This window comes from Calidifontibacter indicus (assembly GCF_003386865.1).
In the GTDB taxonomy this organism is placed as follows: domain Bacteria; phylum Actinomycetota; class Actinomycetes; order Actinomycetales; family Dermatophilaceae; genus Yimella; species Yimella indica.
This window is the reverse complement of the sequence record NZ_QTUA01000001.1, coordinates 388897-408159: the sequence shown is the minus strand read 5'-3', so window position 1 is coordinate 408159 and position 19263 is coordinate 388897. Positions and strand designations below refer to the sequence as shown.

20 protein-coding genes are annotated in these 19263 nt (G+C 68.2%); 10 read left to right on the top strand and 10 right to left on the bottom strand.

Annotated elements, in window-relative coordinates; translation table 11 throughout:
• Positions 1-31: 31 nt before the first annotated feature.
• Positions 32-1075, bottom strand: a complete 1044-nt coding sequence (mgrA, locus tag DFJ65_RS01920) for an L-glyceraldehyde 3-phosphate reductase (protein ID WP_115921560.1) — start codon at positions 1073-1075, stop codon at positions 32-34.
• Between mgrA and thpR the strand changes: the two genes are divergently transcribed.
• The gene (thpR, locus tag DFJ65_RS01915; RefSeq protein ID WP_115921559.1) at positions 1074-1718 is read left to right on the top strand and encodes an RNA 2',3'-cyclic phosphodiesterase; all 645 of its coding nucleotides are present in this window, start codon (positions 1074-1076) and stop codon (positions 1716-1718) included. The genes mgrA and thpR overlap by 2 nt on opposite strands.
• Here thpR and DFJ65_RS01910 read toward each other — a convergent pair.
• A complete protein-coding gene (locus DFJ65_RS01910) occupies positions 1679-2164 on the bottom strand; it encodes a tRNA (cytidine(34)-2'-O)-methyltransferase (RefSeq protein WP_115924047.1) in 486 nt (161 codons plus the stop codon). The two genes, thpR and DFJ65_RS01910, sit on opposite strands and share 40 nt — an antisense overlap.
• 193 nt (positions 2165-2357) lie before the next feature.
• On the opposite strand from DFJ65_RS01910, the gene DFJ65_RS01905 reads away from it, so the two are divergent.
• On the top strand, positions 2358-2837 hold the full coding sequence (locus DFJ65_RS01905) for a hypothetical protein (RefSeq protein WP_115921558.1): 480 nt from the start codon (positions 2358-2360) through the stop codon (positions 2835-2837).
• Positions 2838-2915: 78 nt separating this feature from the next.
• On the opposite strand, the gene DFJ65_RS01900 is transcribed toward DFJ65_RS01905, so the two are convergent.
• The 4 genes from DFJ65_RS01900 to DFJ65_RS01885 form a co-directional block, all read right to left on the bottom strand.
• The gene (locus tag DFJ65_RS01900; protein WP_115921557.1) at positions 2916-3932 is read right to left on the bottom strand and encodes a TerC family protein; all 1017 of its coding nucleotides are present in this window, start codon (positions 3930-3932) and stop codon (positions 2916-2918) included.
• 381 nt (positions 3933-4313) lie between these two features.
• On the bottom strand, positions 4314-5705 hold the full coding sequence (locus tag DFJ65_RS01895; RefSeq protein WP_115921556.1) for an IS1380 family transposase: 1392 nt from the start codon (positions 5703-5705) through the stop codon (positions 4314-4316).
• Positions 5706-5890: 185 nt separating this feature from the next.
• Positions 5891-6427, bottom strand: a complete 537-nt coding sequence (locus DFJ65_RS01890; RefSeq protein WP_115921555.1) for a hypothetical protein — start codon at positions 6425-6427, stop codon at positions 5891-5893.
• Positions 6428-6431: 4 nt separating this feature from the next.
• Positions 6432-6614 (bottom strand): snapalysin family zinc-dependent metalloprotease, encoded by a 183-nt coding sequence (locus DFJ65_RS01885; RefSeq protein ID WP_115921554.1) that lies wholly within the window; start codon positions 6612-6614, stop codon positions 6432-6434.
• A 474-nt stretch (positions 6615-7088) separates the two neighbouring features.
• On the opposite strand from DFJ65_RS01885, the gene DFJ65_RS17125 reads away from it, so the two are divergent.
• Positions 7089-7715 (top strand): hypothetical protein, encoded by a 627-nt coding sequence (locus DFJ65_RS17125; RefSeq protein WP_147301276.1) that lies wholly within the window; start codon positions 7089-7091, stop codon positions 7713-7715.
• A 125-nt stretch (positions 7716-7840) separates the two neighbouring features.
• On the opposite strand, the gene DFJ65_RS01870 is transcribed toward DFJ65_RS17125, so the two are convergent.
• Both DFJ65_RS01870 and DFJ65_RS17120 read right to left on the bottom strand, forming a co-directional pair.
• Positions 7841-8404 (bottom strand): LOG family protein, encoded by a 564-nt coding sequence (locus DFJ65_RS01870; protein ID WP_245949921.1) that lies wholly within the window; start codon positions 8402-8404, stop codon positions 7841-7843.
• Positions 8401-8583, bottom strand: a complete 183-nt coding sequence (locus DFJ65_RS17120) for a hypothetical protein (RefSeq protein ID WP_147301275.1) — start codon at positions 8581-8583, stop codon at positions 8401-8403. The genes DFJ65_RS01870 and DFJ65_RS17120 overlap by 4 nt, the downstream gene beginning before the upstream one ends.
• An 83-nt stretch (positions 8584-8666) precedes the next feature.
• Here DFJ65_RS17120 and DFJ65_RS01865 point away from each other — a divergent pair, with 83 nt between their 5' ends.
• From DFJ65_RS01865 to DFJ65_RS01845, 5 genes are read left to right on the top strand one after another with little or no spacing between them, the layout of a single operon-like run.
• Positions 8667-10109 (top strand): cytochrome ubiquinol oxidase subunit I, encoded by a 1443-nt coding sequence (locus DFJ65_RS01865; RefSeq protein ID WP_115921551.1) that lies wholly within the window; start codon positions 8667-8669, stop codon positions 10107-10109.
• A 21-nt stretch (positions 10110-10130) separates the two neighbouring features.
• Positions 10131-11207 (top strand): cytochrome d ubiquinol oxidase subunit II, encoded by a 1077-nt coding sequence (gene cydB, locus DFJ65_RS01860; RefSeq protein ID WP_115921550.1) that lies wholly within the window; start codon positions 10131-10133, stop codon positions 11205-11207.
• Positions 11204-12898, top strand: a complete 1695-nt coding sequence (gene cydD, locus DFJ65_RS01855; protein ID WP_115921549.1) for a thiol reductant ABC exporter subunit CydD — start codon at positions 11204-11206, stop codon at positions 12896-12898. Before cydB ends, cydD begins: the two co-directional genes overlap by 4 nt.
• Positions 12895-14541, top strand: coding sequence for a thiol reductant ABC exporter subunit CydC (cydC, locus tag DFJ65_RS01850; protein ID WP_115921548.1), 1647 nt, complete (start codon positions 12895-12897; stop codon positions 14539-14541). Before cydD ends, cydC begins: the two co-directional genes overlap by 4 nt.
• Positions 14538-14924: a BlaI/MecI/CopY family transcriptional regulator gene (locus DFJ65_RS01845; protein WP_115921547.1), complete on the top strand. Its 387-nt coding sequence runs from the start codon at positions 14538-14540 to the stop codon at positions 14922-14924. Before cydC ends, DFJ65_RS01845 begins: the two co-directional genes overlap by 4 nt.
• A 16-nt stretch (positions 14925-14940) precedes the next feature.
• On the opposite strand, the gene DFJ65_RS01840 is transcribed toward DFJ65_RS01845, so the two are convergent.
• Positions 14941-15819: a M56 family metallopeptidase gene (locus DFJ65_RS01840; RefSeq protein ID WP_170143957.1), complete on the bottom strand. Its 879-nt coding sequence runs from the start codon at positions 15817-15819 to the stop codon at positions 14941-14943.
• A gap of 54 nt (positions 15820-15873) precedes the next feature.
• Here DFJ65_RS01840 and DFJ65_RS01835 point away from each other — a divergent pair, with 54 nt between their 5' ends.
• Entirely contained in the window at positions 15874-17337 is a 1464-nt protein-coding gene (locus tag DFJ65_RS01835) for a UDP-N-acetylmuramoyl-L-alanyl-D-glutamate--2,6-diaminopimelate ligase (RefSeq protein ID WP_115921545.1), read from the top strand.
• Positions 17338-17364: 27 nt separating this feature from the next.
• On the opposite strand, the gene DFJ65_RS01830 is transcribed toward DFJ65_RS01835, so the two are convergent.
• Positions 17365-18357: a 3-hydroxyisobutyryl-CoA hydrolase gene (locus tag DFJ65_RS01830; RefSeq protein ID WP_115921544.1), complete on the bottom strand. Its 993-nt coding sequence runs from the start codon at positions 18355-18357 to the stop codon at positions 17365-17367.
• 102 nt (positions 18358-18459) lie between these two features.
• Between DFJ65_RS01830 and DFJ65_RS01825 the strand changes: the two genes are divergently transcribed.
• Complete coding sequence (locus DFJ65_RS01825) at positions 18460-19230, top strand: glycerophosphodiester phosphodiesterase (protein ID WP_211308342.1); 771 nt, start codon at positions 18460-18462, stop codon at positions 19228-19230.
• Positions 19231-19263 lie beyond the last annotated feature (33 nt).

Sequence of the window (19263 nt, the reverse complement as noted above, 5' to 3'; positions counted from 1 at the left end):
GACTTCCAGAGCCGTCCGGCCCGTGTGAACCTCAGCTGTCGCTGGAGGTCTTCCACAGGTTGATGCCGGCCTCGACCGCGTGACCGTCGATGGTCTCGAGTTCGTGGTCGGTGAACTCGAGGTTGTCGAGCGCGCCGAGGCTGTTCTCCAACTGGCTCACGCTCGAGGCACCGACCAGTGCCGAGGTGACCCGCTCGTCGCGCAACACCCACGCCAACGCCATCTGCGCCAGTGACTGCCCGCGCGACGAGGCGATCTCGTTGAGGGCTCGCACGTGCTTGAGGTTCTGCTCCGTCAACAGCTCGGCCGACAACGACTTGCCCTGCGCCGCACGCGAATCGGCGGGCACGCCGTCCAGGTATTTGTTGGTCAGCATGCCCTGGGCGAGCGGCGAGAACGCGATGCAGCCGACACCGGTCTCGCCGAGCACGTCGAGCAGGTCTTCCTCCACCCAGCGGTTCAACATCGAGTACGACGGCTGGTGGATCAGCAGCGGCGTGCCGAGCGACCGCAGGATCTGCACGGCCTCGCGGGTGCGCTCGCCGCTGTAGGAGGAGATGCCGACGTACAACGCCTTGCCCGCGCGCACGATCGAGTCGAGCGCGCCCATCGTCTCCTCCAGCGGGGTGTCCGGGTCGAACCGGTGGCTGTAGAAGATGTCGACGTAGTCGAGGCCCATCCGCTGCAGCGACTGGTCGAGCGAGGAGATGAGGTACTTCCGTCCGCCACCGCCCTGGCCGTACGGACCCGGCCACATGTCGTAACCGGCCTTGCTGGAGATCACCAGCTCGTCGCGATACCGCTTGAAGTCCTGGGCGAAGATCGTGCCGAAGTTGCGTTCGGCGCTGCCGTACGGCGGGCCGTAGTTGTTCGCGAGGTCGAAGTGGGTGACACCGAGGTCGAACGCGCGGCGCAGGGTGGCGCGCTGGCTGTCGAGCGTGAAGTCGTCGCCGAAGTTGTGCCAGAGGCCGAGCGAGATCGCCGGCAGTCGCAGACCGCTGCGGCCGCACCGCCGGTAGGTCATCGAGTCGTAGCGGCCGCGATCCGCCCGGTAGTCGTCAGCGTGCATCGTCATGACCGCCATCTTGCCGTGCCCGCCGCCCCGGGTCGCGGGCTATCGTCGACACCATGATGAACGCAGCTTCGACGAGCACCCCAGCCGGACGGTGACCGCGCACCGAATGTTCGTGGCCGTCGTGCCGCCACCGGAGATCAAGGAAGAACTCGCCGAGTTTCTCGGGCCCCGCCACGGAATGCCGTGGATCGACCCCGAGCAGTGGCACCTCACCCTGGCCTTCCTGCCGTCCGTGCAACCGCACCGGGTCGATGACCTCGTCGAGGCGCTCGAGCGGACGGCGGCCAAGCACGACCCCTTCCAACTCTCCCTGGCCGGCGCCGGCGCCTTCCCCGATGCACTGAGCGCGAAGGTGCTGTGGCTGGCACCCGCCGCCGACCTCGGGGCGCTCGCCGCCGGGGTGCGCGGCACCTGCAACAACGCCGGCGCCACCCCCGACGGGCAACGCTTCGTCGGACACCTCACGCTCGCCCGCCTGCACCGGTCGACGGACGCGCGCAAGTGGCTGCAGGTGCTCGACACCTTCCGGTCGGCGCCGTGGTGGGTCGACGACGTCGAACTCATCGAGTCGCACCTGCGCGAAGGTCCGGCCGGGCGCCCGCGCTACGAGACCGTGGCCGCGCTGTCGTTGGGCACCACGTAGTCGAGTTGCCGCCACGCTTCGTAGACCGCGATCGACGCGGTGTTGCTGAGGTTGAGCGAACGGCGTCCGGGCAGCATCGGCAGCCGCAGTTGGGCGGTGATCCGCGGATGGCCGAGCACCTCGGCGGGCAGGCCGTCGGCCTCGCGCCCGAACAACAACAGGTCGCCCGCGCGGTACTCCACATCGGTGAAGACGACGTCGCCGCGGCCGGTGAACGCGAACGTCCGGGCGTCCGGCAGGGCGTCGAACAGGTGCGTCAGATCGGGGTGGACGGTGACATGTGCCAGGTCGTGGTAATCGAGGCCGGCCCGGCGCAATTGGGTGTCTTCGAGGGAGAAACCGAGCGGCTCCACTAGGTGCAGATGCACCGGAGTGCAGGCGGCCAGGCGAATCGCGTTGCCGGTGTTCGGTGGAATCTGCGGCTCGAAGAACGCGACGTGCAGCAGGGGTGGGGACGGCTGCGGTGCAGGCGAATTGGACACTGACACTCTCTTGCTTCCTCCTGTAGCGATGTTTCGATTTGAATCGAAAAGATATTCCGAATATCCAAGATCCAGAACATTAAAATCTTGGTCAAGAATGGTCGATCGGGCCATTCTCAACTTCTGAGTAGGCCGCCCGATCACTAATCTCGCCGGCATGAACCAGGACCACATCTTCCGTCGGCACGGGCACCTGCCCGCGTCGGAGCTGTTGGCGGCCTGGGTCGACCCCACCATGTTGGCGCAGTGGCTCTGGCCCCACCTCGACGACGCGATCTACGAACCGCCGTTCGGTCGCGGCGACGACTTCCACTTCAGCAGCGAGCGACTGGGGCGCACGATCAGCGGTCGCTGCCTCGACTTCAACCGGTACGGCTTCGACCTCACCTGGCATGTCGACGACGCCAAGGTCGTGCAGGACGGCTACGACATCGTGTCGGTGCGGGCGTTGCCGGCCGAGCGCGGCTGCGAGGTCGCCGTCACCTACGCGGTGCGGTCCAACATCGCCACCCCCTGGGTGCGGTTGTGGGACCCCGCCCTCGACCGCCTGGCGGCGCTGCGCCCCGACTGCACCATGTCGACCGGCCGCGCCAGCCGTCCGCGCCGAGTGTTCTCGCGCCAACTGAACTACGCCTGAGCCGCCCGGTCGGCCCGCTGCGCCGCCGGTCGACGAGCGCGCCGACCAGTTCGAAGGTCGGGGATGCGGCTGCGAGCCTCAGTCGGCGGGTGCCTCGACGGTCCTGTCGGTCTTGTCGGCCCCGTCCGTCTTGTCGTCGTGACGCGATGCCAGCAGGGAGGCGACGACGGTCACGACCAGCACCCCGATGATCACGCCGAGCGACACCGGTGTGGTCAGCTCGATCACGTCGACCGGGTTGCCGTCGTTGATGAACGGCAGCGAGTTCTTGTGCAGCGCGTGCAGCAGCAGCTTCACGCCGATGAACCCGAGGATCACCGCCAGGCCGTACGACAGGTAGACCAACCGGTCGAGCAGTTCGTCGATCAGGAAGTACAGCTGCCGCAGACCCAGCAGCGAGAACGCGGTCGCGGTGAACACGATGTAGGGCTCCTCGGTGAGCCCGTAGATCGCCGGAATCGCGTCGAGCGCGAACAGGATGTCGGTGCCGCCGATGACGATCATCACCAGCAGCATCGGCGTCATCACGCGACGTCCGTCGATGCGGGTGAACAGCTTGTCGCCGTCGTACTCGTCGGAGGCGTTGAACAGCTTCTTGGCGATGCGGCTGACGATGTTGTCGGCGTCGTGTTCGTCGGTGCCCTCGGGCTTGAGCATGTGACCGGCGGTGAGCAGCAGCACGATGCCGAAGAAGTAGAACGTCCAGCTGAACGTGTTGATCATGGCGGCGCCGAGGAAGACGAAGACCGTGCGGGCGACGAGCGCGATGGCGATGCCGACGAGCAGCACCTTCTGCTGGTAGGCGCGGGGCACCTTGAAGCTGCTCATGATCACCAGGAACACGAAGAGGTTGTCGACGCTCAGCGCCTTCTCGGTGATGTAGCCGGCGAAGTAGTCGCCGCCGTGGCCGCTGCCCGCGACGAACCAGAGCCCGACGCCGAACAGCAGGGCGATGCCGACGTACAGCGCCGACCAGGTGGCCGATTCGCGCAGCGTGGGTTCGTGTGCCTTGCGCACGTGGAAGAAGAAGTCGAACAGGAGCAGGCCGACGATCGCGGCGATGGTCAGGGTCCAGGCGAGTGGGGTGACGGTCAACAGGGGTCCTTGGTCGGGGTGGGGCCTCGGGCCGGTCAATTGTCGCAACGAACGGGCCCGCTCGGTCGTCCCCGCCGGTGCCGTGACGGCCGCCACTCACTTTCGAGATCAGCGGGGTACCACCTACGCCTAGGGCACGTTGGGGAGTCGTCTACGAGCAGGCCCCGGGCAGGATTCGACCCCGGATCACTGGCAAAGTGATCGACGTCCAACCTGTACTTCGTTCAAGAGAGGCCCTAGCCCCGGTCTTTCATGAGGTCGTGATCGACGGTGTTGCTACGTGAGTTCGCTCGGTGATGGTCCGTGGGGATGACGAGGTGCCGGCTGGCGCTGCCGGTCTGCGGTTCTCCGGGTGGTGATCTCGTGGGCGGACGGGTTGGGTCAGGCTGGCCACGGGATGGCGGCTATGTTCGCGAAGACCGCGACGATTGCGGCCGCCCAGGGCCACGTTTCAGCGATCTTCAACCGTCGTCGTCGCTGACCGTGGATGAGCCGGGCGGGGACGTGAAGAAGCCTGTACCGCAACGCTTTCGGTTCGCATGTAGCCAGGACCTCGGCGTCGGCGGTGAACGCGATCAGGCGGGTCCAGGCGACCAGATCCGCCGCGATCATGGTCAACGTCAACCACGCGCTGTTGATGCCGAACTCACGCGAGGGGAACCGACCCAGGCCCGTGTCCTTGGCGTGCCGGATCCGGTCCTCGACCCGGGCATGAGCCCGGTGCCGCGCTTCGAGGAGCGCGAGCTGCCCGGTGCTGGTGTTGGTGACGAAGGCTTGGTAGCGCCACCCGTCGGTCTCCTCGAACAGCGACAGCTGCGCACCGGGATGCGGCCGTTCACGGCGCACGATCACCCGCATCCCGGCCGGCCAACCGCTCAGGTCCAGCAGCCCGGTCAGTTCGGCGACGTCACCACCCTCGCGCACCCCGCCGTCCGCGTTCGTCGCGGGCGACCACACCTGCTGCGGGACCAGCCTGATCGCGTCGCGGATCTTCTCGGTGACCGCGAATCCGATCGAGTACTCCAGGCTGCGGCCACGGATCTGACCTTGTTCGGTGAGCCAGTCCAGCAGCCCATGGGATGCGCCCGCACCATCGGAACGGATCAACAGCTTCTTACGGTGGGTGCCGGGGATCTGGGCCATCGCCTCGGTCAGGACCTCGATGTGATCGGCTGTCGTGTTCGACCCGGCGTTCCCGGCCCGTAGTTTCGCCGCGAGGAACTCGCTGGTGTTGTCGCACCATACGCCGAGCGGGTGGAACCCGAAGGTCCGTTTGAACGTGGCCGCAGCGTTCTGTTTCTCGGAGTGGGTGATCACGATCGTGGCGTCCACGTCGAGCACGACGGTGGCACCGAGATCGGTCCCGGCGACCTGGCTTGCGGGCACCCCACCAGGCAGGTGGGCCCACACGTGGCGGCGGGTGCGTGCCCGCGCGATGGCGATCTTCTTCAGCCGACCGGGCGTGACTTCGTCCAAGGTGCGCCACACCGTCGGTGGCGAGGCGACCGGACCGAGCACGCACGACTGGTGACGCAGCACGTCGATGTCGGCGATCGCCTCACCACCATCAGCGATCATCACCGCGACATCGACCAGGACCCGGCCACGGTCGTGGACCGGGGTGAACGAGTGGCGCGCCATCGCTGCGGCGAGACCACCCGTCAGGCCGGTTCGGTCGGCCAACAGACGAAGTCCGACACTCCCCGCGTGGGCCACCACGCCGACACCATCACCGGACACGGACAACCCACTGGACCACAAAGTACGCTTCACCTACGGAGTGCCTTCCAAGCTGAAGATCTTGAACCGTCGCAAGTCCAAGTTTCCCCTGCTGGGCAGGCACTTCCGTGTTTCTACGCGCCGATCACTCCGCGGCACCGTGAACGATCCGGGCTAGACCTGACACAAGCCTGTGATGCCGAGACATCAACCCCCTCGGCATCACAGGCTGAAGATGTCTAGATCGCCGGCTTGTGAACCGCCTTGGGGTTCTTCGCCGATGCCTTCATGGCATTCACCTTGGTGTCGGCGACATCGGAGACGGGGACGTCCCCGTACTTGGACACGACGACCACGGTGTCTGTGCGGGGATCGTACCGGCCCGCGAAGATGTAGGTCTTTCCCTTCACCAGGATGGGGTCGCCGTCCATCAGGATCACTGTGCCATCCGCGTCCTTGCCACCCGTCTGCGAAACGGTCTGGACCTGAAGCTGTGGCCCCTTAATGGTTTCCTTCACTCGGACCTTCCACTGGCCGGCCGGAAGGTCCTTGACCCTGGACTTGCTACCGGTTTTGGCCTCGACCGTGCCGACGAAGATGCGGTCGCTCCATCCTGCGACTGCCCTCTGATCCGTGACGTCGAAACTGTGACTCAAGTGAGCTGTCTTTGTAGGTCCGGATGCCTGATCTTCGCCAGAGCCCTGGGAACAGGCGGAGGCGGTGAGCGACGTGGCCGCAGCAAGGGCGATCACGAGGGTGGTGCGTTGAATGTTCATCTCATCATCCCCAGAGCGAGTAGTAGGTGGCCTGGTCATGGGCATACGGCACAGACGCCTTGCGGGAGTCGGTGTATCCCCACATCACGTCGTAGAGGTAGGTCGAGTAGTGATCGGCCAGTCCTAGGGCGTGACCAAGCTCGTGCGTAGCGACACTCTTCCTCTGCCAGTCCGTATACCCATCCATGTGGGAACGGTTGAAGTTGATCTGATCGGCTCCAACGCGCGGAGACCAATATGCATCCCAGCCTGCAGCTGGATCGCGCACGTCACCGATCTGAAGGTCGGAAACCGTCGACCAAGTGTCAAGCCGAATTGGGATCCTTCCAAGGGCGTTCCAAGAGTTGATGGAGTACGAAAGTACGCTGTCATAAACAGTATAGTTTCGTATCTAATCTCCCCACCGTCTACTGAATCGTTTCCGAGCGGATGGGGCCGATGCTGATGGTGCAGCGCCCAGAAGGAACGCGACTGCTGCCCCGGCCGCAAGTGAACGTTTTGAGATCCTCTTCATTTGGTCCCCCTGACCCTTAGAGAGTGCGAATAACGGGCAACGTACACGCCAGTAGAGACCCTGTCCACAATCGGCAGAGCATGACGGCCTCATCGTCGCGATCTGGAATTTCGCTCAGCGCGAGACGTCTCGGCGGCGATCGAGACGATGGTCGCGGCTGCAAACACGGTTGGGGTTGACGTGTTCGCCTTTGTCGTCACCGGTAACGCGTTCACCGCTGCAGCGAATGGGGAGACCGCCCCCCGGCCGATGAGGCGGACCCGTACGTCATGCGCGCCCACGTCAGACTGGCTCCCCCATCCCGATGCACGAGCTGATCCTGATCGCCGAGTAGACCGGCACCGGCACCGTCGAGCCCGCGCCAACCGCCTCGACGCCGTCGCCACCTACTTCGGCCTCATCGAGGGCGCCACGGCCGACGACGAGCGGCTCGCCGAGCTGGCGACCGCCCTCACTGACAAGGAGTTGCGCGACTGCCTCACAACCGAAGTCAAGGACGGCCGCATGCACGGACCCTCCCACCCGGTCCGCGAGGCTGCCAGCCGCGTCGGCTACCCGGTCATCGTGGACGCGCTGCGCCAAGCGGGTGCACGGATGGCCGCAAGGCACTGGGCACCTTTCTGGACGATGGCATGGATCATCGCTTACCACGCGAACAACACCGTCCCGGCCGCGACCGTGCAGGTCGCCTTGAACGCGGCTCTCACCGACGACCTCGGCTACCGCATGGCCTTCCTCGCCCTGCGAGGCAATCAGCCGAGGACTGCGGTCTAGGCCCATACAGGCCATACGGCCCGGCCCCCGGCTGGGGGTCGGACCGTTCGCTCGGCCGGAGGCCGGGGCGGAGTCGCGGCGGCCCGCGACGCTGCGCTGATCGTGGCGCGGCCGCGGGCCGTCCGCTAGCGCGCCTTGCGGCGCAGATTCTCGACCACTTCGTCCATCGTGGTGCCCACCGCCAGATCGGCCAGCGTGCGGTCGGCGATGAAGTCCTGCGCCACCATCGCCTGCACCGCGGCGAGCGTCGGCTGCCAGAAGTCACCGATGTCGAGCAGCCCGATCGGCTTGTCGTGATAGCCGAGCGTGCGCCACGTCCACACCTCGAAGAACTCCTCGAGCGTGCCGAGCCCGCCCGGCAGCACCAGGAACGCGTCGGCGTACTGCGCCATCAGCGCCTTGCGCTCGTGCATCGTGTCGACGACGTGCAGTTCGGTAATGTCGTGCCGCCCCCACTCGCGGTCGATCATCGACTGGGGGATCACTCCGATGACCTCGCCGCCGGCATCGAGTGCACCGCTGGAGACCGACCCCATCAAGCCACTGCCCCCGCCGCCGTAGACCACCCCGATCCCGTGCGAGGCGAGCCAGTGGCCGGCGTCGTACGCGGCCTTGGTCAGGGCGTCGTCGAGGCCGGGGCGCGAGGCGCAGAAGACCGCGATGCGGTGCAGATCGGTGGACGTGGTCACCCGCCGATCGTCTCAGGTGCGGGCACCCGTTCGGGGATCGCGCTGAGCGCAACGATCGCGATCACCGCGCCGAGCACCGACTCGGCAGCGAGGTCGATCATCAACTGGCCGATCGGCTGGCGGGTGCCGAGCTCGCCCATCACCAGGGCCAGCGGGGAGAGCGGGCAACTATTTGCCACTGGTAGTACGACGGAGAGTAGTATCAACCGCGCGACGCGGGAGAACCCGTGCCGGCCCGTGCACACCTATCAGGAGTCACCGCGTGGATGCGCTCGACCTGGCGAGATGGCAGTTCGCCATCACCACCGTCTACCACTTCCTCTTCGTGCCGATCACCATCGGCATGTCGGCCGTTGTCGCCGGCTTCCACACCGCCTGGCTGCGCACCCGCAACCCGGAGTGGCTGCGGCTGGCGAAGTTCTTCGGCAAGCTCTTCACGATCAACTTCGCGCTGGGCCTGGTCACCGGCATCGTGCAGGAGTTCCAGTTCGGCATGAACTGGTCGGCCTACAGCCGGTTCGTCGGTGACATCTTCGGCGCCCCGCTGGCCTTCGAGGCGTTGCTCGCCTTCTTCATGGAGTCGACCTTCCTCGGCCTCTGGATCTTCGGGTGGGGGCGTATCCCGGAGAAGCTGCACGTCATGTGCATCTGGCTGGTGCACATCGGCACCGTGCTGTCGGCCTACTTCATCCTCGCGGCGAACTCCTTCATGCAGAACCCGGTCGGCTTCTCCTACGACGCCACCAAGAACCGCGCCGTGCTCACCGACTTCGTCGCGGTGCTGATGAACAAGGTGCAGCTGGTCACCTTCCCGCACGTCGTGGCCGCGGCGTACATGACCGGTGGCGCGATGGTGATGGGTGTGGCCCTGTGGAAGCTGATGAAGGGACGTGTCGCAGAGGACCGCAACATGTACCGCAAGGGCGCCCGGGTCGGCGCCTGGGTGACGCTCGTGGCGAGCGTCGCCATCCTGATCACCGGCGACGTGCAGGGCAAGATCATGACCGAGGTGCAGCCGATGAAGATGGCGGCCGCCGAGGCGCTCTACGAGACCGAGCAGCCGGCGAGCTTCTCCGCCTTCACCATCGGATCACTGGACGGTTCGCAGGAGAAGTTCGCGGTCACCGTCCCGCGGGTGCTGTCGTTCCTGGCGACCGGCGACTTCAACGGCAAGGTCGAGGGCATCAACGACCTGCGCCGCGAACTCCCCGCCGCGATCGCGGAGAAGAACAAGGAGTACGGCATCCCGGCGGAGTACATCAGCCCGTCGAGCTATGTGCCGAACATCCCGGGGTCGTACTGGTCGTTCCGCTTCATGATGGGGCTCGGCTTCTTCGCGATGGGCGCCGCCGCCCTGGTGCTCTGGGTGACCCGCAAGGGTGCCACCCCCACCAGCAAGTGGGTGCTCTGGGTGGCCGTACTCGCCCCGTTCTCACCGGTGTTCGCCAACAGCTTCGGGTGGATCTTCACCGAGATCGGACGCCAGCCGTGGCTGGTCTACGGCGTGATGACCACGCAGACCGGCCTGTCGACCGCGGCGTCGGTCACCGAGGTGGCGATCTCGCTGACCGTCTACACGCTGCTCTACGCGGTGCTCGCCGTCATCGAGGTGAAGCTCTACCTCGACTACATCAAGAAGGGCGCCGAACCCTTCGAAGAACCCAAACAGCTCGCGGACGACGACCAGCTGGCGTTCGCCTACTGATCGCGCGAAAGGGATTTTGACATGACTCTCGAAACGCTCTGGTTCATCATCATCGGCGTCCTGTGGACGGGCTACTTCGTGCTCGAAGGGTTCGACTTCGGGGTCGGCATGTCGTTGCCGTTGCTCGGCAAGGGCAAGGACAAGGAAGACACCGACAAGCGACGCCGTGTGCTGCTCAACACCATCGGCCCGTTCTGGGACGGCAACGAGGTGTGGCTGCTCACCGCCGGCGGCGCGACCTTCGCCGCCTTCCCCGCCTGGTACGGCACGATGTTCAGCGGCTTCTACCTGGCGCTGCTGCTCATCCTCGTGGCGCTCATCGTGCGCAACATGGGCTTCGAATACCGCCACAAGCGCGATTCGGACGCGTGGCGCCGCGGATGGGACCTGTGCATCATCATCGGTTCGGTGCTGCCGCCGTTGCTGCTCGGCGTCGCGCTGACCAACATCGTGCACGGTGTGCCGATCACCCGTGATGTGCACAACGAGTACATCTTCACCGGCAACCTGTTCACGTTGCTCAACCCGATCAGCCTGCTCGGAGGCTTCGTGTTCGTCGGCCTCTCGCTGACCCACGGCTTCCACTTCATCGCGCTGAAGACCACCGACGAGATCCGCGCCCGGTCGCGCGCACTGGCCACCCGCGTCGGCCTGGTCACCGCCGTCCTCGCCGTGGTGCTGCTGCTGTGGGTGGGCATCGAGCACGGCAAGGTTTCGTCGTGGATCACCACCGCGATCGCGGCCGTCGCGTTGCTCGCGGCGATCTGGTTCAACCTGAAGGGCAAGGAGGGGCTGGCGTTCATCGGCAGCACCGTCACCTGGGCGATGGCCGTCGCCACCTACTTCCTGGCCCTCTACCCGAACGTGATGCCCAGCAGCACCGACAGCAAGTGGGACCTCACGGTCAGCGAGGCGGCCAGCTCGCACCTCACGTTGCAGATCATGACCGGTGCCGCGGTGGTGTTCACCCCGATCGCGATCGCCTACACCGCGTGGAACTACTGGGTGTTCCGTCGCCGCATCTCGGTCGACCACATCCCGCCGGCGGTCGACCCGCTCAAGGGTGTGCACTCCGGCGAGCAGGTGGAATTGCGATGAAGCCCTTCGACCCCCGGCTGGTCAAGCAGGTGCCGGCAACCCGAGTGCCGGTGCTGGTGCTCGGTGTGCTCGGCGGCCTGTCGGGGGTCGCGGCCATCGCCTCGGCGTTCGCGATCGCGGCGCTGGTGGTGGCCCTGGTGCGCAGCCAGTCGCTCGGTGGGCCGGCGCTCGCGGTGGTCGTCGTGTTCGTGGTGCGGGGCGTGCTCGCCCTGGCCACCGAGCAGGTCGCCTCGTGGGCGGCCACCCGCATCTCCGGCGCCCTGCGCGCCGACTACCTGCGCCGCATGCTGGCGGCCCCGGCCGACCAGCGGCCCGACACCGCATCGCTGATGACGGTGGCCACCCACGGCGCCAGCTCGGTCGAGCCGTACGTCGCGCGCTACCTGCCGTCGCTGGTGGCGGCGGCCGTCGTGCCCCCGCTGGCGGTGCTCTGCCTGCTGTTCGTCGACTGGTCGAGCGCGCTGATCGTGCTGGCGACGCTGCCGTTGCTGCCGGTGTTCGCCGCGCTCATCGGCCGGTTCACCCAGGACGCCACCCAGCGCCGCTGGCAGACCCAGACCCGCCTCGCCGGCCACTTCCTCGACGTCATGCGCGGGCTGCCGACGCTCGTCTCCTACGGACGCGCCGAACACCAGGCCGAGCAGGTCAGCGCCGTCGGCGACCGGCACCGCATCGCCACGGTGCGGACGCTGCGCATCGCCTTCCTGAGCTCGGCCGCGCTGGAACTGCTGGCGACCATCTCGGTTGCTATCGTCGCGGTCTGGACCGGCATGCGGCTGGCCTGGGGCGACCTCGGTCTCGGCGTCGCGCTGACTGCGATTCTGCTTGCGCCCGAGGCGTATTGGCCGATTCGTCGGGTTGGGCAGGAGTTCCACGCGGCCGCCGACGGTGCCGAGGCGATCGAGGCGCTGTTGCCGGCCGACGGGGTAGCCCAAACCGCGGTTGGGGGCGGCGATGTAGTGCAGACCGCGGGCAATACGGCGCGGTTTGCACTACCCGAGGCCCCCGAACCGGGGTTTGCACTACCCGGCGACGCCTCGAGCGACCTGCGCGTCGACCACCTCGGCTACCACTACCCGGGCACCGACCGCGCCGTGATCGACGACCTGTCGTTCACCGTCCGGCCGGGGCTCACTGCGCTCGTCGGACCGTCCGGGTGCGGCAAGACGACCCTGCTCGAACTCATCGCCGGCCTGCGCACACCGTCGGCCGGATCGGTGCCCGCCGTCCGGTCACACCTGGTCACGCAGACCCCGTTCATCGCGCCGATGACCGTGCGGCAGAACCTCCTCTTCGGGGTGTCCGACGACTCCCGATTGGCCGCGGCGCTCGCCGCCACCGGCTTCGACGCCGTGCTGCGCGACCTGCCCGACGGCCTCGAAACATCACTGGGCGACAACGGTTTCGGTCTCTCCGCCGGCCAGCGGGCCAAGCTCGCACTCACCCGCGCCTGGTTGAGCGACGCCGATCTCCTGCTGGTCGACGAGCCCACCGCCCACCTCGATCCGCGCTCGGCGGACGAGTTGCGTGAGGTGATCGTCGCGCTGGCCACCCTGCGTCCGGTGGTCGCGGTCACCCACGACGAAGAGCTCGTCGCACGCGCCGACCATCGCATCGCGCTGCAGCCCAGCGCAGTGACCCCTGGCGCAGTGACCCCCAGCGCACCGAGCAGCCCGGAGGTGGCCCGATGAGACGCGTCCTCGAACCCCGCATCGTGCTGGCCGGCATCATCGGCGGCCTCGCTGTCGGGTGCGGCGTCTTCCTCACCGCCACCTCAGGCTGGCTCATCGTGCAGGCCTCGAAACACCCGGTGATCCTCACCCTGCTGACGGCGGTGGTCGGGGTTCGCGCGTTCGGCATGGGCCGCCCGGTGTTCCGCTACGCCGAGCGGGTGATGTCGCACGATTCGGCGCTGAACACGTTGCGGCACAGGCGAACCGAGGTCTATCGGCGGCTCATCCCGTTGACCCCCGCGCGTCTCGGACGCCGCCGCCGGGCCGACCTGCTCACCGGCGTCGTGCGCGACCTCGACGACGTGGTCGACTTGCAGGTGCGCACGGCCGTGCCGCTCGTCGCGACCCTCGTCGCCTCGACCGCCGCCGTGATCGTGGCCTTCGTCGTCGCGCCGATCGCCGGGGTCGTGCTGGTGGTCTTCTGCGCCGCGGCCGTGCTGGTCGGGTTGCTCGACCTGCTGCTCGAACGACGCGGTCAGCAGCACGTGCTGCAGGCCCGCGGCCTGGTGCAACGCGCTGCTCACCTCGCCGCCGCCAACCCCACCGAGCTGCAAGCGATCGGTGCCTCGGACGAGGCGCTGCGCTGGAACGACGAGGCCCAGCAGGAGCTCGCCCGAGCCACCCGTTCGCAGGCCCGCGGCCGGTCGGTGGGCATCGGAATGTCGTTGTTGCTCACCGGTGTTGCGACCGTCGCGCTGGCCTACCTGCTCTACGACCCGGTGGTCGCGGGAGACCTCGACACGGCAGTCGCCGCGATGCTGGTCTTCATGCCGCTCGCGCTCGGCGACGTGCTCGGCCTGATTCCGGACGCCGTCGGTGCTCTCGCCCGCGGACGTGCGGCACAGAACCGGCTCGGGCAGCTGCTCGACCAGCAATCGGCGGTGCACGGCGGCGCGGCCGACCCGGTCGCCTCCACCGCTCCAAGCCTCGAACTGCAGGGCGTGGGTGCGTCGTGGACCGGCGAGGCGACCCACCTCGAACCCATCGACCTGGCCGTCGCGCCCGGTGAGCACGTCACGATCACCGGACCCAACGGCAGCGGCAAGTCGACCCTGGTCGCGGTGTTCGCCCGCCACCTCGACCCGGCGTCGGGCTCCTACCTGGTTGACGGACGCGAGGTGCGCAGCCTGTCGCTGCACGGCGTCCGGGAGCTGTTCGCGGTGGTCGACGACGAGCCGCACATCTTCGTGGGCACCGTGCGGGCCAACCTGTTGCTGGCCCGTCCGGACGCGTCGGACAAGGACGTGGCGGGCGCGCTGGTGCAGGCCGGCCTCGGCCGCTGGCTCGCGGCGCTGCCCGACGGACTGGACACCGAGATCGGCGACGGGCAGCGGGGGGTCTCCGGCGGCGAGCGGGCACGGCTCGGCATCGCCCGCGCGGTGTTGTCGCAGCGCCCGGTGGTGTTGCTCGACGAACCGGTCGCCCACCTCGACACCCCGACGGCTCGCGCGGTGCTCGACGACCTGCACTCCGCGACCGCCGGACGCACGGTGATCCTGGTTGCGCACCAAGCCGTGGGCACCGCCCGGGCCGACCGGGTCGTAAAGTTGACCAATTACTACAGCTCATCGGAGCACGTAACGACGGGATGGATGTCATGACTCGCGAAATCGCAACCGCCAACGGACTCGGCGACCTCGAGCGCGCGATCATGGAGTGCCTGTGGGCCAGCGACGAACCGCTGGTGGTGCGGCAGATCGCCGAGCAACTCGAGGCCACCGACGGCAAGAAGCGCGCCTACACCACGGTGATGACCGTGGCCGACCGGCTCGCCAAGAAGGGCCTCACCTCGCGCGAACGCGACGGCCGGGCCTGGCGCTACTCCGCCTCGGCCACCCGCGAGGAGCTCACCGCGCAGGCGCTGCGCGAGACCCTCGCCGACTGGGGCGGCGAGGGTCAGGAGTCGGACGCCGTGCTGCACTTCCTGCAGGACATGTCGGCCGGCGACGTCGATCGCATCAAGGCGGCCATCGCCAAGATGTGACCCACCCCGCGGCGCCTCAGCCGACGATGGTCAGGACGGCCAACGCGATCGGTAGTTGCAACACCACCACCGACGCGAGCACCGCGAGCAGGCAGACGCGCAACCGGTGGCGTCCGTCGGCGGCCAGCACCTCGATGCGGATGACCGCGTCGTCGCCCGCGCCGAGTGCCGACGTCGGGTGGCTGCCGCTGGCGAGCGCCAGCATCGCCGTGGCCAGCGGACGGCGTCCGACCACGGTGGCGGCCCACCGGTCGGCCAACAGCTCGATGAGCAGTTTCACCTCGCCCATGCCGGCGGTGCTGCGGATCCAGGTGGGCACGGCGGTGTGCAGCACGGTGAAGAACTCGAGCACCAGGTCGTGCCGCTGCCGCAGGTGTGCCCGCTCGTGAGCGAGGACGGCCGCGACTTGGTCGGCGTCGAGCGCGTCGAGGGTGCCCTTGGTGAGCACGACGCGTTTGCGGGAACCGGGCACGCAGTAGGCGGTCGGTGTCGGGTGGGTGAGTACCTTCACGTGCTCGCCGAGCACGGCGTCGTCGACCCCGATGAGGTCGACGAGTTCGGTGTGTTCCTTGCGGCCGCGGCGCAGATCGGTGCCGACCAGGTGGGCCTTCAGCAGCAGCCGTCCGGCGACGAACGCGGTGACGGCGAGGCCCGCGACGAGCAGCGGAAGGTGCTGACCGGGCTCGGGGTCGTGGCGTCCCGACGTCGCCCGCGCCTGGATGAGCACGGCCAGCGGTGCCGCGAGGAGACCGGCCGCGATCGCGGCGAGCGAGACGCACTGCCACAACAGGGTCGCAGCGGCCGGCGCCGCGCGCAGCGCAGTCACCCGCGGCAGCAGCCGGGGCACGGGCCACGCCAGCAGCACCGCGAGCAGGATCAGCGCCGCGACGTACACGCGCTCATTATTGCCATCGCCGTGCCACGCCGTCGGCCGCGTTAGGCTCGCCGGGTGCCGCTGACATCCGCCGACATCGCCGCTGTGCTGCAAACCGACGTGCCTGTGGAGGGCGAGTTCACCGCCGTCACCAACGCCTCCGACCAGGTCGTGCCCGGTGGGGTGTTCGTCGCGATCAAGGGATTCACCAGTGACGGTGCGAAATACGCCCCCGACGCGATGGCCCGGGGCGCGCGGCTCGTCGTGGCGCAGCAGCCCATCGACGGTGTGCCGACCGCGGTCGTGCCCGACGCCCGGGTGGCCCTGGCGCAGCTGGCCTGCGAGTTCGCCGGCAACCCGTCGCACGACCTGACCGTCTACGGCGTCACCGGCACCAACGGCAAGACCACGAGTTCGTATGTGCTGCACGGCATTCTGAGCACGGCGTACGGCGAACGGTCGACCGGACTGCTGACCACCGCCGAGATCGTGATCGGCACCCACCGGGAGCCTGCCGTCCGCACCACGGGGGAGGCGCCGACGGTGCAGGGCAACCTGCGTCGGATGCTCGACGGCGGCGCGAAGCACGTCGTGCTCGAGACCAGCTCGCACGGCCTCGCCCTGCACCGGGTGCTCGGAACCCGTTACGCGGCAGCCCTTTTCACCAACCTCACCCGCGACCACCTCGACTTTCACCCGGACATGGAGGACTACTACCGCACCAAGCGCACGCTCTTCGAACGCACCGAAGGCCCGAAGCTGGTCAACGTCGATGACGACTACGGACGCCGGATCGTCGCCGAGGTGCCCGGCACGCTCGGCTACGGCGAGGCGTCAGACGCCGACTACCGCGTCGACGACGTGCGGTTCGAGGGTGCAGGCACCAGCTTCACGTTGCACACCCCTGCGGCACAGTCACTTTCGCTGCACACCCCGCTGCTCGGCGACTACAACGTGCACAACGTGGCCGGCGCGTCGGCGGTGCTGCTGGAGATGGGCATGGACGTCGACACGCTCGTCGGCGCGGTGCGCACCATCCCGCAGGTGCCCGGACGGTTCGAGCGGGTGGCCGTGCCCGAGCGGCTCGGGTTCGAGGCCGTTGTCGACTACGCACACACCGACGACGCGCTGCGCGCGCTGCTCGAGGTGGCCCGTGAGGTGACCGATGCGCGGGGCGACGATGCCCGACTGATTGTCGTGTACGGCGCTGCGGGAGAACGCGATCCGGGCAAGCGCGCACCGATGGGCGAGGTCGCCTCGCGGCTCGGCGACGTCAACATCATCACCACCGACGACTCCTACTCCGAGAGCCCCGCAGCCATCGCCGACGAGGTGATGGCCGGCGCCGACCCGGCCGACACCACGATCGTGCTCGACCGGCGCGAAGCGATCCGGCAGGCGCTCGCCCAGGCGCGGCCAGGCGACGTCGTGGTGGTCGCCGGCAAGGGGCACGAACGGGTGCAACACCTGCCCGAGGGCGACGTGGAGTTCCACGACCCGACCGTCGTGGCGGAGTTGGTTGCCGAACTCGGTTCCTGAGACCCCAACCCACCCCACCGGGGTGGTTCAGTCGGCGAAGGCCGCCGCCACCTCGCCGGACGGCACGTCGGCGAGCGACGCGTGCGTCCACCGCGGGGCGTGGTCCTTGTCGACGAGTTGGGCACGCACCCCCTCGGCGAAGTCGGGGTGATGCGTGGTGACCCGGGCCAACCGCAGGTCTTGGGCGAGCACCTCGTCGACGGTCGGCATCGAGGCGGCGCGCCGCAGTGCGGCCAGCGTCACCGACACCGACCAGGGCGAACGCTGCTCGATCAGGCCGGCAGCCGCGCGGGCCGCCGGGTCGCAGTGGGCGCGCAACCGGTCGAGGATCGCCGTCGCGTCGTCGCCGGCGTAACACTCGTCGATCCAGCCCTGGTGATCGGCGAGTTCGCTGGTGGCCGAACGGGATTCGTAGCGTGCCTCGTCGCCGGCGGCGAGCGCCTCGAGCACTCGCGGCCACGCGTCCGCATCGATGACCGCGTCGGACATGCCGGCGTAGACCGCGTCCGCGCCGGTGATCGTGGCACCGGTGAGCGCGAGGTGGGTGCCGAGCTCGCCGGGCGCCGCGGCGAGCAGGTGCATCGCGCCGACGTCGGGGAAGAAACCGATGATCGTCTCGGGCATCGCGAGCTTCGTGCGCTCGGTCGCCAGGCGCACGGTGCAGTGCGCCGACACCCCGACACCGCCACCCAGCACGAAGCCGTCCTGAAACGCGACGACCGGTTTCGGGAAGCTCGCGAACCGTGAGTTCATCGCGTACTCGGTCACGAAGAACTCCTGGCCCTCCTCGCCCGCGAGCACCGCGCGGCGCACCGCGACGACGTCCCCACCGGCACACAGGCCCCGCTCGCCGGCACCCTCGATCGACACCGTGCGCACCGCGTCGTCGTCGGCCCACCGCTGCAATTGCTCGTCGACCGCGGTGACCATCCCCAGCGTCAGCGCGTTGAGCGCTCGCGGCCGGTTCAGCACGATCCGGCCGAGCACGCCCTCGTGCACGAACTCCACTTCGTCGCTCATGGGCGCTCACTCTGTCAGATCGTCGCTCCTCGATCGGACGTCGGTCGAACGGGCCGGCAGGGCTATCGACCGACCGCGATCGCGACCCGCCAGACTTATCCCGTGACCAAACCCCTCGTGATCGCGCACCGCGGATCCAGCGAGCAACACCCCGAGCACACCCTGCGCGCCTACGAGCAGGCGGTGACCGACGGCGCGGACGGCGTGGAGTGCGATGTGCGGCTGTCGGCCGACGGCCACCTCGTCTGTGTGCACGACCGCACCCTCGACCGCACCAGCACCGGCAAAGGCGTTGTGTCGCAGCTGAGTTTGGAGCAATTGCGGGCCTTCGACTGGGGCTCGTGGAAGGGGCAGGAGCACACGGCGGAGGTGCTCACGCTGCGCGCGCTCATCGAGTCGCTGGCGGCCGCCCCACGCAAGGTGCAACTGGTCGTCGAGACCAAGCACCCGGCCCGCCAGTCGGCCGAGATCGAGCGCAGCCTGGCGCGGCTGCTCGCGGAGTACGACCTGCTCGACCCGGCGACCGCTCCGCTGCACGTGCGACTGATGTCGTTCTCGTCGCTGGCCGTCGGCCGGTTCGCCAAACTCATGCCGCAACTGGAGCGGGTGCAACTCATCGAAGGGGTGCAACTGCCGCGATTCCGCAACTCGCTCGCCACCGGCGTGAAGATCGCCGGCCCCGGCATCGCGATCCTGCGCCGCGACCGTGACTTCGTCGCACGCCACCACGCTCACGGCAACCAGGTGCACGTGTGGACGGTCGACTCACCCGAAGACATCGCGCTGTGTCTCGAACTCGGGGTCGACGCGATCATCAGCAACCGGCCGGCCGCCGTCCGCAAAGCCGTCGACGAAGCCGCTGGCGACGCCTGAACCCGCCTGTCTTTGAGCGGAGGGCCGCCGTGA

What these genes read in the sequence shown, in the direction of transcription:
- thpR (WP_115921559.1), top strand. Translation starts at nt 1,074, where the DNA reads ATGACCGCCATCTTGCCGTGCCCGCCGCCCCGGGTCGCGGGCTATCGT.
- mgrA (WP_115921560.1), bottom strand. Translation starts at nt 1,075, where the DNA reads ATGACGATGCACGCTGACGACTACCGGGCGGATCGCGGCCGCTACGAC.
- DFJ65_RS01905 (WP_115921558.1), top strand. Translation starts at nt 2,358, where the DNA reads ATGAACCAGGACCACATCTTCCGTCGGCACGGGCACCTGCCCGCGTCG.
- DFJ65_RS01890 (WP_115921555.1), bottom strand. Translation starts at nt 6,427, where the DNA reads ATGAACATTCAACGCACCACCCTCGTGATCGCCCTTGCTGCGGCCACG.
- DFJ65_RS01885 (WP_115921554.1), bottom strand. Translation starts at nt 6,614, where the DNA reads ATGGATGGGTATACGGACTGGCAGAGGAAGAGTGTCGCTACGCACGAG.
- DFJ65_RS17125 (WP_147301276.1), top strand. Translation starts at nt 7,089, where the DNA reads ATGGTCGCGGCTGCAAACACGGTTGGGGTTGACGTGTTCGCCTTTGTC.
- cydB (WP_115921550.1), top strand. Translation starts at nt 10,131, where the DNA reads ATGACTCTCGAAACGCTCTGGTTCATCATCATCGGCGTCCTGTGGACG.
- cydD (WP_115921549.1), top strand. Translation starts at nt 11,204, where the DNA reads ATGAAGCCCTTCGACCCCCGGCTGGTCAAGCAGGTGCCGGCAACCCGA.
- cydC (WP_115921548.1), top strand. Translation starts at nt 12,895, where the DNA reads ATGAGACGCGTCCTCGAACCCCGCATCGTGCTGGCCGGCATCATCGGC.
- DFJ65_RS01845 (WP_115921547.1), top strand. Translation starts at nt 14,538, where the DNA reads ATGACTCGCGAAATCGCAACCGCCAACGGACTCGGCGACCTCGAGCGC.
- DFJ65_RS01830 (WP_115921544.1), bottom strand. Translation starts at nt 18,357, where the DNA reads ATGAGCGACGAAGTGGAGTTCGTGCACGAGGGCGTGCTCGGCCGGATC.